Consider the following 13,784-nt stretch of genomic DNA (forward strand, 5'->3'; position numbering starts at 1 on the left):
GCCGGATCAGCCGCCGGGCAGCGCGGGTGGCTGGTCCAGCATCCGCACCGGGTTGGTGCAGGGGATCCGCCGGGCCGTGGCCTTGGCCATCTTGAGCGCGATGTCGGCATAGGCCGCCCGGACGCTGCCGGTCGACGCCGTGCTCAGATCGGCACTGGCCACCACGATCCGGACGTAGGGCGAGGGCTTGGCCGCGCCCGCGACCTGCTGGTAGGCACAGGCGAACTGGAGCGCCACGGGGCCGGTGCCGGGGGCGGACCAGCCGGTCACGTCCGGCCCGAAGCCCACCTGCTGGAGAGTACTGCCGAGCAAGCGGGGGTCGTCGGCGACATCGGTGTTGTCCGCCGAACCGATGCTCACGGACAGCATGCTGGAGTGGTGCTTGTCGTTCCACGCCAGCCGACAGCTGGACAGCAGCAGCCCTTTGGAGACCGGGCCGTCGATACCGCCCCGGACCGTGGCCTTGGCCCGGCCGTCCGGGCCGGCCAGCACCCGGTAGTCGGCGGGGCCCAACTCGCCCCAGCAGGCGCTCTGCGGCAGTTGCACCGACTGCCACGGTTTCCACCAGAACCCGGTCACCGCCGCCCCGGCCACCAGGGCCAAGGCCACGCCCCAGACCAGTAATCGGCGCCGACCGCCGCCTATCGGCGGGCTCTCCTCCCTTGTCGGACCGGTGAGTTCACCGGTCGCCAACTGCTCGAATTCCAGGCGTGCCATGGTCCCCCCATGCAGTACCGCCAGCAACAGAGGGCAACATCCTAACCACGGATTGTGAACGGCAGGCCAACTTTGGCGCATTCCTGACAGCGCGGCCGAACCAGCTGGCCGGCGGCCTCCCCAGAGACGTCGACGGTGTCCGGGAAGTCGACCCACCCGACTTCCCGGACACCAGCTCAACGGCCGGCGTGACAGGCCCAGGGCCTAGCGCAGCACCCCGGCGTCCATCCCCGCCGACTCCGGTGGCAGCGCCACCAGGCCCAGCTCGGCCGGGGAGGCCAGCAGCGGGTGGCTGGGCAGCACCCGGACCGTGTAGCCGAACGGCCCGGTCCGGCTCAACTCCAGGGTGCCCTCGTAGCGTTGGCAGCCGTTCAGGTCCGGGCCACCGACCGGCTTGAGGGTCTGCGTCTCTGCCTCCCGGATCCGGTCGCTCTCGTCGACCGTGCCGGAAACGGCCTGCACCTCGACGTCCTCCGGAGCCAGTCCGCCGAGCGCGACCTGCACCCGCAGCGCCAGCGCCGACCCCAGCTCGGCCGCCTCGGCCTCGGCGGCGGCCGAGGCGTCCACGTGCTCGACCCGGACGGCCGGCCAGGCCGCCCGCACCTTCGCCTTCCACAGCGCGAGCAGCCGCGCGCCCTCCCCGGCCAGCCCGCGCTGGGCGAGCGCGGCCGGCGCGTAGAGCCGCTCGACGTACTCCCGCACCATCCGCCCGGCCAGCACCTTGGGGCCGAGCGTCACCAGCGTGTGCCGGACCATCGCGATCCAGCGGTGCGGCAGACCGTCCGCCCCCCGGTCGTAGTAGGCGCCCGCGACCTGATGCTCGATCAGGTCGTAGAGCGCGGCCGCCTCGATGTCGTCGCGCTGGTCCTCGTCGAAGCCGGGGCCGTCGGCCGTCGGGATCGCCCAGCCGTTGCGGCCGTCGTACCACTCCTCCCACCAGCCGTCCAGCACCGACAGGTTGAGGCAGCCGTTGAGCGCGGCCTTCATCCCCGAGGTGCCGCAGGCCTCCAGCGGGCGCAGCGGATTGTTCAGCCAGACGTCGCAGCCGGGGTAGAGGTGCTTGGCCATCGCCATGTCGTAGTCCGGCAGGAAGACGATCCGGTGGCGCACCACCGGATCGTCGGCGAAGGCCACCAGCTGCTGGATCAGCCGCTTGCCGCCGTCGTCCGCCGGGTGGGCCTTGCCGGCCACCACGATCTGCACCGGGCGGGTGGGGTGCAGCAACAGCGCGCGCAGCCGCTCCTGGTCCCGCAGCATCAGGGTGAGCCGCTTGTAGGAGGGCACCCGGCGGGCGAAGCCGATGGTCAGCACGTCCGGGTCGAGCACCGCGTCGGTCCAGCCGAGCTCGGCGTCGCCGGCCCCGCGCTGGCGCCAGGAGGCGCGCAGCCGGCGCCGGGCCTCCTCCACCAGCTGGGCCCGCAGCGCGCGCCGCACCCCCCAGATCTCGCCGTCGCCGATCTGCTCGACCCCGCTCCAGCGCTCGGCCCCACCCACCGACATGGCGCTCTCCGCCCGGTCGGCGCCGATCTCGGCGGCGCCCAGGCGCACCACCGCCGGATCGATCCAGGTGGGGGCGTGCACGCCGTTGGTGATCGAGGTGATCGGCACCTCGCCGGTGTCGAAGCCGGGCCACAGCGCGCCGAACATGGTCCGGCTGACCTCGCCGTGCAGGGTGCTCACGCCGTTGGCGCGCTGGGCCAGCCGCAGACCCATCGCGGCCATGTTGAAGAGCTTGGGGTCGCCGCCCGGCCAGTTCTCCAGGCCGAGCCCGAGCACCTGGTCGACCGGCACCCCGCGCAGCGCGGCGTCGCCGCTGAAGTGCCGGGCCACCAGCTCCCGGTCGAAGCGGTCGATGCCGGCCGGCACCGGGGTGTGGGTGGTGAACAGGGTGCCGGCCCGGACCGCCTCCAACGCGCTGGAGAAGTCGGCCGAGGCCGAGGCCACCAGCTCGCGGATCCGCTCGATGCCGAGGAACCCGGCGTGCCCCTCGTTGGTGTGGAAGACCTCGGGCTCCGGGTGCCCGGTGAGCCGGCAGAACGCCCGCACCGCCCGCACCCCGCCGATGCCCAGCAGCATCTCCTGGAGCAGCCGGTGCTCGCTGCCGCCGCCGTAGAGGCGGTCGGTGACGTCCCGTTCGGTGGTCGCGTTGGCCTCCAGGTCGGAGTCCAGCAGCAGCAGCGGGACCCGGCCGACCTGCGCCTTCCAGATCTGCGCGGCCAGCGTGCGCCCGCCCGGCAGGGCCAGCTCGACCCGGCAGGCGGTGCCGTCCGCCTCGCGCAGCAGGGTCACCGCCAGCTCGTCGGGGTCGAGCACCGGGTAGCGCTCCTGCTGCCAGCCGTCGCGGGCCAGCGACTGGCGGAAGTAGCCGTGCCGGTAGAAGAGCCCGACGCCGATCAGCGGCACGCCCAGGTCGCTGGCGGCCTTCAGGTGGTCGCCGGCCAGGATGCCCAGGCCCCCGGAGTACTGCGGGAGCGCGGCGGCGATGCCGTACTCGGGCGAGAAGTAGGCGATCGCGGCGGGACCCTCACCGGCCGGCAGGGCCGACTGGTACCAGCGCGGCCCGCTCAGGTAGTCGTGCAGGTCGTCGGTGAGGTCGCCCAGCCGGCGCAGGAAGCGGCGGTCGGCGGCGAGCGCGGCCAGCCTGGCGGCCGGCACCTCGCCGAGCAGCCTGACCGGGTCCTCCCCGACGGCCTCCCAGACCCCGGGCTCGACCGAGCGGAACAGCTCCCGGGTCTCCGGGTGCCAGGACCAGCGCAGATTGAGCGCGAGTTCGTGCAGCGGCTGGAGCTGCTCGGGCAGGACGGTACGGACGGTGAATCTGCGGATGGCCTTCACGGCCCGAAGCGTAGACCGCACCGATGGGGTGATGGAGCGTCAACTCTCTTAACACAGCTCCATTCGGGCGACAGATGAGATCGCGTTGGGCGCAGTTCGCAACACGGGGGGCGCAGGGGGCGCACGGCGCGATCCGAGCGCACGCTGGGCGCACGGGGAGCCCGCGAGCGGGGGTCAGCCGGTGGCCAGTCTGCTCCCCCGCACCACCACGCTGGCCTCTGACCGAGTGGTAAGAGCTACGAACAGTGCGAGGATGGGCACAGGCCGCAGTCGCAGCGGGTGTGCTTGGGTGGCGAATCCCGTGCGGCGCGGTCGGTCCTCCGCGACTCGACTCCTTCCCCGACCCTCCGTCAGCTCGCCGGCGTTAGCCCACTCGGCGCACCTGTGATCCCCCTTGGTGTGCCACCGCGTGTCCTCACACCTGCCCTGATCGTTTTCAGGGTGGGTCGGAATCGCCCTCAGGGCGTGCCGCGAGGTCGCGCGCCGGGACACGCGCCGCCTCGCCGTTCCGGGCCGCCGTGGGCGCCGGATTCGGCCAGGCTCTTGGGCACGGCGGCCACGGGCAGGCTCCGGTCGCTCGTCAGTCCCCCCACCCAGCAGTCCTCCCCGGTACTCCCCGGTGCTCGAATCCGCCCGTGGGACTGCCGCCGATCTCGGGCAGGAGTTTGGCATGCACGGCGAGACACGGAATCAGTCCGCACTGGTGTCCGAAGGATTGGAACCGATCCTCTTCGAGCGGCCTGTGCCCCTCGCCCATCCGGTACCAAATCCGGCCATTGCGGAGCGGGACACCGCACGCGCCCCCCGAACGGCCGAAACCCCGGCCGCGAAGTCCGCACCGCGCCGGAGCCCGGGCACCACCGGCGCCGGCACCACCCGCACCACCAGGACCCCGCGCGGCGCTGCCACCAGCGCCACACCCCGCACCACCCGGCGGGCCAAGGCCGGCGACCCGCTGATCGGCCGGATCCCGGTGCTGGACGTCGCCCCCCTGGTGGACGGCGGCCGCCGTCCGGCCCGGGCGGTGGTCGGCGAGACCTTCCAAGTGACCGCGACCGTCTTCCGCGAGGGCCACGACAAGGTCAACGCCAACGTGGTGCTGCGCGATCCGCGCGGCCGCAGCGGCCCGTGGACGCCGATGCGCGAGCTGGCCCCGGGCACCGACCGCTGGGGCGCCGAGGTGACCCCCACCGCCGAGGGCCGCTGGAGCTACACCGTGGAGGCCTGGAGCGACCCGGTGGCCAGCTGGCAGCACGCCGCCACCGTCAAGGTGCCGGCCGGGCAGGACGTCGAGCTGACCCTGGAGGAGGGCGCGCTGCTGCTGGAGCGCGCCGCCGCCGGGGTCCCCCGGCGGGCCGGCCGCGCCGAGGTGCTGAAGGCGGTCGCCGCACTGCGCGACCCCGCGCTGCCGCCGCTGTCCCGGCTGGCCGCCGCGCTGGCCCCGGCGGTGACCGGGCCGCTGGCCCACCACCCGCTGCGGGAGCAGGTCACCGCCTCGGCGGCGCTGGCGTTGCAGGTGGAACGGCGGCGGGCGCTGTACGGGTCCTGGTACGAGTTCTTCCCGCGGTCCGAGGGCGCGAGGCTGAACCCGCCCCGCTCGGGGACCTTCCGCAGCGCGGCCGAGCGGCTGCCGGCGGTCGCGGCGATGGGCTTCGACGTGCTCTACCTGCCGCCGATCCACCCGATCGGCCACTCCTACCGCAAGGGCCCGAACAACACCCTGACCCCCGGCCCGGACGACGTCGGCTCACCCTGGGCGATCGGCTCGCCCGAGGGCGGCCACGACGCGATCCACCCCGACCTGGGCACCATCGAGGACTTCGACGCCTTCGTGACCCGGGCCCGTGAGCTGGGCCTGGAGATCGCCCTCGACTTCGCCCTCCAGGCCTCCCCCGACCACCCCTGGGTCAACAAGCACCCGCAGTGGTTCACCCACCGCATCGACGGCACCATCGCCTACGCCGAGAACCCGCCCAAGAAGTACCAGGACATCTACCCGATCAACTTCGACCAGGACTTCGACGGCCTGGTGATCGAGACCCTGCGCCTGCTGCGCCACTGGATGGGCCACGGCGTACGGATCTTCCGGGTCGACAACCCGCACACCAAGCCCGTGCACTTCTGGGAGAAGGTGATCGGCGAGATCAACCGCACCGACCCGGACGTGATCTTCCTCGCCGAGGCCTTCACCCGACCCGCGATGATGCACACCCTGGCGAAGATCGGCTTCCAGCAGTCCTACACCTACTTCACCTGGCGCAACAGCAAGCACGAGCTGACCGAGTACCTCACCGAGCTGTCCGGCCCGGCGGCCGCCTACATGCGTCCCAACTTCTTCGCCAACACCCCGGACATCCTGCCCCGCCACCTCCAGCACCAGGGCCCCGCCGCCTTCGCGGTGCGCGCCGTGCTGGCCGCCACCCTCTCGCCCAGCTACGGCATCTACGCCGGCTTCGAACTGGCCGAGTCCGCCCCCGCCGGAGCGGCCACCCCCTCAGGTCCGGAGACCGAGGAGTACCTGGACAGCGAGAAGTACCAGCTGCGCCCGCGCGACTGGACCCGCACCGACACCCTGGCCCCGCTGCTCACCACCCTCAACCGGCTGCGCCGCGAGCACCCCGCCCTCCAGGAACTGCGCAATCTCACCTTCCTGCCCACCGACAACGAGCAGGTCATCGCCTACACCAAGCGCACCGGCGACGACCAGGTGATCCTCGTCGTCAACCTGGACCCGCACCAGGCCCAGGAGGCCACTGTCACTCTCCCGAGTGACGAGCGGCTCATCGTGACCGACGAGCCGACCGGTGAGAGCTACACCTGGCACCGCCACAACTACGTCCGGCTCGATCCCTCAACGGCGCCGGCCCACCTCCTCACCGTTCGGAGGACCTCCCTGTGATTGTGAACGAGCCCGTCCACGACACCTTCGCGGACACCGAGAAGAAGGACCTGGACCCCGAGTGGTTCAAGCGTGCGGTCTTCTACGAGGTGCTGGTGCGGTCCTTCCAGGACAGCAACGGCGATGGTGTGGGCGACCTCAAAGGGCTCACCACCAAGCTCGACTACCTCCAGTGGCTCGGCGTCGACTGCCTCTGGCTGCCGCCGTTCTTCGCCTCCCCGCTGCGCGACGGCGGCTACGACGTGGCCGACTACAAGTCGGTGCTGCCGGAGTTCGGGGACCTGGCCGACTTCGTGGAGTTCGTCGACGCGGCCCACAAGCGCGGTATGCGGGTGATCATCGACTTCGTGATGAACCACACCAGCGACCAGCACCCGTGGTTCCAGGCCTCGCGCAACGACCCCGAGGGGCCCTACGGCGACTTCTACGTCTGGGCCGACGACGACAAGCAGTACCCCGACGCGCGGATCATCTTCGTCGACACCGAGACCTCCAACTGGACCTACGACCCGGTGCGCAAGCAGTACTTCTGGCACCGGTTCTTCTCCCACCAGCCGGACCTGAACTACGACAACCCGCGGGTCCAGGAGGAGATGATCGCGGGCCTGCGGTTCTGGCTGGACCTCGGCATCGACGGCTTCCGGCTGGACGCGGTGCCGTACCTGTTCGCGCGCGAGGGCACCAACTGCGAGAACCTCCCCGAGACCCACGAGTTCCTGCAGCGGGTCCGCAAGGAGATCGACGCCGACTACCCCGACACCGTGCTGCTGGCCGAGGCCAACCAGTGGCCCGAGGACGTGGTCGACTACTTCGGCGACTTCGGCTCCGGCGGCGACGAGTGCCACATGGCGTTCCACTTCCCGGTGATGCCGCGGATCTTCATGGCGGTGCGCCGCGAGTCGCGCTACCCGGTCTCGGAAATCCTCGCCAAGACGCCGACCATCCCGGGCGGCTGCCAGTGGGGCATCTTCCTGCGCAACCACGACGAGCTGACCCTGGAGATGGTCACCGACGAGGAGCGCGACTACATGTACGCGGAGTACGCGAAGGACCCGCGGATGCGGGCCAACGTGGGCATCCGCCGCCGGCTCGCCCCGCTGCTGGAGAACGACCGCAACCAGATCGAGCTGTTCACCGCCCTGCTGCTGTCGCTGCCCGGCTCCCCGGTGCTCTACTACGGGGACGAGATCGGCATGGGCGACAACATCTGGCTCGGCGACCGCGACGGGGTGCGCACCCCGATGCAGTGGACGCCCGACCGCAACGCGGGTTTCTCCTCCGCCGACCCGGGCAGGCTCAGTCTGCCGCCCATCATGGATCCGGTCTACGGATACCAGGTGACCAACGTCGAGGCGCAGCAGACCAGTTCCTCTTCGTTGCTGCACTGGACGAGGCGGATGATCGAGATCCGTAAGCTCAACCCGGCCTTCGGGCTGGGCAGTTACACCGAACTCCCGTCCAGCAACCCGGCCGTGCTGGCCTTCGTGCGCGAGCACGAGGGCGACCTGGTCATGTGTGTGAACAACTTCTCCCGCTTCCCCCAGCCCACCGAGCTGGACCTGCGGCGGTACGGCGGGCGCTACCCGGTCGAGCTGATCGGCGGGGTGCGGTTCCCGTCGATCGGCGAGTGGCCCTACCTGCTCACCCTCGCCGGGCACGGCTTCTACTGGTTCCAGCTGCGCAGGCCCGGCGCGCAGTAACGATCCACCAGCTCCGCCCGCCGGCTCGTGCCACGGCGTGCGGCCCGCCCCTACGCCCCATGGCGGCCCGCGCGCCCTCTGGTACGGAGAACAGCCCAACGCGTACCCACCCTCAGGCGTGACACCCGAGTCCGTCTCGCGTGCCGCCGCAGCAGCGCCGCCGAAATCCGGAAGACTGGCGGGCCCGGCCTGATCCTGTCGGGTCGTCAGTCCGCTTCCGGGGAAAGGGAGTCATGTCGGAAATCTCCCGTTCTCAAGCCCACGCCCATCGCGACCCGGGTACCGCACCCCGCGGTTCCGGCAGTCCGGGCGGTCCGGGCGGACCGCGCGGGGCCGCCGGCGCCGGCCGGGTCGTGGCGGGACACAGCCCGGGCGGGCACGGCGGCAGGCCGCGGACGGGCGGCTCGCTGGCAGTCGGCGAGCTCGTCGAGGCCGCCCTGCCACTGATCGCCGACTGGCTGCCGGGGCAGCGCTGGTACGCCGGCAAGGGGCAGGCGATCACCGGCCTGCGCCCGCTCACCGCCACCCCGCTGCTGACCGGCGACCCGGCGATGCTGCACCTGCTGCTGCGGGTGGAGCACGGCGACGGCGCCGACCTCTACCAGCTGCTGCTCGGCCTGCGCACCGAGCCGCCGCCGACCCTGCTCCCGGAGGCCTCGCTCGGCAGCCTCAGCCACGGCCCCTACGACGGCGCCGTGCTGTACGACGCGGTGCACGACCCCGAGCTGACCGGCCGGCTGCTCGGCCACCTGGCCACCGCCGACCGGTTCGGCCCGCTCGCCTTCCGCCGCACCCCGGGCCCGGGGCTGCCCAGCGACCTGCTCGGCCGGGCCGGCACCGCCGAGCAGTCCAACACCTCGGTCATCTACGGCACCTCCTTCATCCTCAAGCTCTTCCGCCGGATCAGCCCCGGCACCAACCCCGACCTGGAGCTCTCGCTGGCCCTCTCGCGGGCCGGCAGCACCCGGATCCCCCGGGTGGCGGCCTGGTTCGAGAGCCGGCTGGTCGGCGCCGAACCGGCCACCCTGGGCCTGCTGCAGCGCTTTCTGCCGGACGCGGAGGACGGCTGGGAGCTGGCCCTGGACCAGGTGGCCCGACTCAAGGGCGACCCCAGTCCCGGCAACTTCGCGGTGGAGGCGCACCGGCTGGGCCGGGCCACCGCCGAGGTGCACCGGGTGCTGGCCCGGGCGCTGCCGGTGGCCGAGCTGGACCGCGAGCAGACCGGCCGGCTGGCCACCGCGATGGCCGAGCGGCTGGACGTCGCGGCCGCGGCGGTGCCGGCGCTGCGCCGCTACCGGGTCGCGCTGCACGCCGCCTTCCAGCAGCTGACCGCCGACCACCTGACCGGGCTGACGGTGCAGCGCATCCACGGCGACCTGCACCTGGGACAGGCGATGCGCACCCCGCACGGCTGGGTGCTGCTGGACTTCGAGGGCGAGCCGGCCAAGTCGGTGGCCGAGCGGCGGGTGCCCCAGCCGGCCCTGCGGGACGTGGCGGCGATGCTGCGTTCCTTCGACTACGCCGCCGCCCACCTGCTGGCCGGCGCCGACCCCGATCCACAGCTGGCCCACCTGGCGGCGAGCTGGGCGGCCCGCAACCGCACCGCCTACTGCGCGGGCTACACGGCGGCCGGCGGCACCGACCCGGCCGGCTGCCCGGAGCTGCTACGGGCACTGGAGATCGACAAGGCGGTCTACGAGGTGGTGTACGAAGCCCGGCACCGACCCGGCTGGCTGCCGATCCCGCTGACCGCCATCCACCGTCTAGCCACCACTCCTTGACGTGTCATCAGGAATCGCCGCGCGGTTCCCGAGGGCGACGCCAGCACTGATCCCCTAGCCGCCAGGAGGAACCCCGCAGTGGCCCCGCTCGACCGCACCACTCCGACCGTGCCCGCCACCTTCCTGCCGGGCGGCGGTCCGCGTGCCGCGCAGGCGCCCCGGCGCGGCACGCCCGCGGCCGAGCCGCCGGCCACCGCGACCGGCGCCGAGGCGCCCGCGCCCTCGGCGCCGGCAGCCCCGATGGAGGCTCCGCCACGAGGGGCCGACACCCCGGTCCTGCGGCTGGCCGAGGCCCCGCTGCCACCGGCCGAGATCGACCGGCTGGTGAGCGGCGCGCACCACGATCCGCACGCCCTGCTCGGCGCCCACCCGACCACCGGCGGCACCGCGATCCGGGTGCTGCGGCCGCTGGCCGACCGGGTGACCATCGAAACCGTCTACGGCCCGGCCGAGTTGACCCACCAGCAGGCCGGCCTGTTCACCGGCCTGCTGCCCGGCTCGGCCATCCCGGCCTACCAGTTGACCGTGGCCTACCCGGGCTGCGCGCCGCTGGCCCAGCAGGACGGCTACCGACTGCCGCCCACACTGGGCGAGTTGGACCTGCACCTGATCCGCGAGGGCCGCCACGAGCAGCTCTGGCGGGTGCTGGGCTCGCATCTGCGCACGGTGGACGGCGTGACCGGGACGGCGTTCGCCCTCTGGGCCCCGAGCGCCGTCGGGGTGCGCCTGGTGGGCGACTTCAACCACTGGGACGGCACCGGCCTGCCGATGCGGTCGCTGGGCGCCAGCGGTGTCTGGGAGCTGTTCGTGCCCGGCCTGGGCGAAGGCGCGCTCTACAAGTACGAGATCCGGACCCGGGACGGGCGGCTGCTGCAGAAGGCCGACCCGCTGGCCCGCGCCGCCCAGTGCCCGCCGGGCACCGCCTCGGTGGTGCACCACAGCGACTACACCTGGAACGACGCCGACTGGCTGGCCCGCCGCGCCCGCGCCCACCACCACCGCGCGCCGATGTCGGTCTACGAGCTGCATCCGGCCTCCTGGCGCCCGGGGTTGGGCTATCGGCAGCTGGCCGAGGAACTGCCCGCGTATCTGCGGGAGTTGAACTTCACCCATGTGGAGTTCCTGCCGGTGATGGAGCACCCTTTCGGCGGCTCCTGGGGCTACCAGGTCTCTGGCTTCTACGCCCCCACCGCCCGGCTCGGCTCGCCGGACGACTTCCGCTACCTGGTCGACGCGCTGCACCAGGCGGGGATCGGGGTGATCGTCGACTGGGTGCCCGCGCACTTCCCCAAGGACGACTTCGCGCTCGCCCGCTTCGACGGCACCCCGCTCTACGAACCCGCCGACCCGCGCCGCGCCGAGCACCCCGACTGGGGCACCCTCACCTTCGACTACGGCCGGACCGAGGTGCGCAACTTCCTGGTCGCCAACGCGGTGTACTGGTGCGAGGAGTTCCACATCGACGGCCTGCGGGTGGACGCGGTCGCCTCCATGCTCTACCTCGACTACTCCCGCCAGGACGGCCAGTGGGCCCCCAACGAGCACGGCGGACGGGAGAACCTGGACGCGGTGGCCTTCCTCCAGGAGATGAACGCCACCGTCTACCGCCGCTGCCCCGGTGTGGTCACCATCGCCGAGGAGTCCACCGCCTGGGACGGCGTCACCCGCCCCACCGACAGCGGCGGCCTGGGCTTCGGCCTCAAGTGGAACATGGGCTGGATGCACGACTCACTGGTCTACATCGCCAAGGAGCCGGTGCACCGCAAGTACCACCACAACGAGATCACCTTCTCGATGGTCTACGCCTACTCCGAGAACTACGTGCTGCCGATCTCGCACGACGAGGTGGTGCACGGCAAGCAGGCGCTGGTCGCCAAGATGCCCGGCGACTGGTGGCAGCAGCGTGCCAACCACCGCGCCTACCTGGGCTTCATGTGGGCCCATCCCGGCAAGCAACTGCTCTTCATGGGGCAGGAGTTCGCCCAGGGCGCCGAGTGGGACCACGAACAGGGCCCGCAGTGGTGGGTGCTCGACCCCGCCTGGCCCGCCGCCGAGGAGCACCGGGGCGTGCAGCGCCTGGTCGGCGAGCTCAACCGCACCTACCGCGCCACCCCGGCCCTGTGGGAGCAGGACACCAGCCCCGACGGCTTCCGCTGGCTGGACGGCGGCGCGGCCGAGGACAACCTGCTCTCCTTCGTCCGGTACCCCGTCGACGGCGCTCCGCTCGTGGCGGTCTGCAACTTCTCCCCGGTGGTCCGGCACGGCTACCGGGTCGGCCTGCCCAGCCTCGGCGGCGCCGACCAGCTGTGGACCGAGGCGCTCAACACCGACGCCGAGCGGTACGGCGGCAGCGGTGTCGCCAACCCCGCCGTGCTGAAGGCCGAGCCGGTGGAGTGGAACGGCCAGCCGCGCAGCACCGAGCTGGTGATCCCGCCGCTGGCCACCCTCTGGCTGCGTCCGGCCTGACCGACCGGCCGTTCGGTTGTGGGCCGGCGAGGACTCCCAGGAAACTCCCCGCCGACTCGCAACCGAACAGCCGTGCCCTAGTGTCTCTCCTCGTGCCGGGCAGCGGGTCCGGGCAGTTACGGGAGCTGGGTACGAAGAGCGCGATGGCACTGACGGGCACCCCCTTCTTCATTCTGACGATCGTTCTGTTCGTGGGATCGATCGCGCTGGCGATGGTCCAGTGGCTGACCCGTGGCAACGGCGCGGGCGGCAACGCGGGCATCGGCACCCGGGCGGCGGGGCGGCGCAAGCGGTCCGGCGGCGGCACCGGCCCGGTGCGTACCGTCGGCTTCTTCGCGACCATCCTGTTCAGCCAGGCCACAGCCATCGCGCTGGTCTTCGTCATGGTCAACAACGACAACCAGCTCTACGGCAGCTGGGGCGACCTGCTGGGCACCTCCAACCACGTGCGCTCCGTCCCCGTCCCGCCGAAGGACAACGGCCTGGCCGGGGACCAGGCGGCGGCCGCCGCCTCGCCCGGCGCCTCGGCCCCGGCCAAGGTAGTGGCGAAGTTCAAGGAGCCGGACTCCGACGCGGTGCCCCGGGACGTCAAGCAGACCGACCTCAACGGCAAGCTCTCCGGCGTCGAGGGCGAGGTGCTGGTCTGGACCCCGCCGCAGTACGACGACCCCGCCTACAAGGACAAGACCTTCCCGGTGGTCGAGCTGCTGGTCGGCTACCCCGGCAGCTCCAGCGCCTGGTACGGCAAGTCCGGCATGAACGTCACCAACCAGCTCGCCCCGCTGATGAAGTCCGGCCAGGTGACGCCGTTCATCCTGGTCTCGCCCCGGTTCAACCTGCTGCCCAACAACCAGGACAGCGGGTGTGCCGACATCCCCGGCAAGGTCAACGCCGAGACCTGGCTCACCCGCGACGTCCCGCAGATGGTGCTGGACAACTTCCGGGCCCAGGACACCGCCTCCGGCTGGGCGGTGGCGGGCTACTCGGCCGGCGGGCACTGCGCCACCCGACTGGTGATCGGCCACCCGGACCGCTACCGCGCCGCGATCAGCATGTCCGGCTACAACAGCCCGCAGAACGAGGCGGATTCGCTGGTCGGCAAGGACCCGCAGCTGAACCAGGCCGACAACCCGCTCAACATGCTCACCCGCGCCACCACCCCGCCGAACATCGGGCTGTGGCTGAGCGGCGGCCAGGGCGCCGACGGCTACCCGGACGCGCAGGCGCTGAAGCAGGCCGCCAAGGCACCGACCACGGCAACCGTCACGGAGACCGCCGGGGGGCACCTGACCTCGGTCTGGAGCCAGCAGGTGGTACCGGCCTTCAAGTGGCTCTCGGGGATCATCCCGGCTCCGAAGTGAGTGACCTCCGGCCCCCCGCCAGGTG

Annotated in this window: 7 protein-coding genes; 5 read left to right on the plus strand and 2 right to left on the minus strand. The window is 72.2% G+C overall.

What is annotated here, in order from left to right; all coding sequences use genetic code 11:
- Positions 1-6 precede the first annotated feature (6 nt).
- Positions 7-717 (minus strand): hypothetical protein, encoded by a 711-nt coding sequence (locus tag ACFZB9_RS33855; protein ID WP_391453625.1) that lies wholly within the window; start codon positions 715-717, stop codon positions 7-9.
- Between the two features lie 204 nt (positions 718-921).
- The gene (gene glgP / locus ACFZB9_RS33860) at positions 922-3,552 is read right to left on the minus strand and encodes an alpha-glucan family phosphorylase (RefSeq protein WP_391453626.1); all 2,631 of its coding nucleotides are present in this window, start codon (positions 3,550-3,552) and stop codon (positions 922-924) included.
- A 955-nt stretch (positions 3,553-4,507) separates the two neighbouring features.
- Between glgP and ACFZB9_RS33865 the strand changes: the two genes are divergently transcribed.
- From ACFZB9_RS33865 to ACFZB9_RS33885, 5 genes are all read left to right on the plus strand, one after another.
- Positions 4,508-6,451: an alpha-1,4-glucan--maltose-1-phosphate maltosyltransferase gene (locus tag ACFZB9_RS33865; RefSeq protein WP_391453668.1), complete on the plus strand. Its 1,944-nt coding sequence runs from the start codon at positions 4,508-4,510 to the stop codon at positions 6,449-6,451.
- On the plus strand, positions 6,448-8,151 hold the full coding sequence (gene treS / locus ACFZB9_RS33870) for a maltose alpha-D-glucosyltransferase (RefSeq protein WP_391453627.1): 1,704 nt from the start codon (positions 6,448-6,450) through the stop codon (positions 8,149-8,151). Before ACFZB9_RS33865 ends, treS begins: the two co-directional genes overlap by 4 nt.
- A 353-nt stretch (positions 8,152-8,504) precedes the next feature.
- The gene (locus ACFZB9_RS33875) at positions 8,505-9,932 is read left to right on the plus strand and encodes a maltokinase (RefSeq protein ID WP_391453629.1); all 1,428 of its coding nucleotides are present in this window, start codon (positions 8,505-8,507) and stop codon (positions 9,930-9,932) included.
- A gap of 78 nt (positions 9,933-10,010) precedes the next feature.
- A complete protein-coding gene (glgB, locus tag ACFZB9_RS33880) occupies positions 10,011-12,398 on the plus strand; it encodes a 1,4-alpha-glucan branching protein GlgB (RefSeq protein ID WP_391453631.1) in 2,388 nt (795 codons plus the stop codon).
- Between the two features lie 143 nt (positions 12,399-12,541).
- The gene (locus ACFZB9_RS33885; protein WP_391453632.1) at positions 12,542-13,759 is read left to right on the plus strand and encodes an alpha/beta hydrolase; all 1,218 of its coding nucleotides are present in this window, start codon (positions 12,542-12,544) and stop codon (positions 13,757-13,759) included.
- Positions 13,760-13,784 lie beyond the last annotated feature (25 nt).

The sequence above is a fragment of the Kitasatospora sp. NPDC008050 genome (assembly GCF_042957465.1).
Lineage (GTDB): Bacteria > Actinomycetota > Actinomycetes > Streptomycetales > Streptomycetaceae > Kitasatospora.

Coding starts and splice junctions, on each gene's coding strand:
- ACFZB9_RS33855 (WP_391453625.1), bottom strand. CDS start 717: ATGGCACGCCTGGAATTCGAGCAGTTGGCGACCGGTGAACTCACCGGT.
- ACFZB9_RS33885 (WP_391453632.1), top strand. CDS start 12,542: ATGGCACTGACGGGCACCCCCTTCTTCATTCTGACGATCGTTCTGTTC.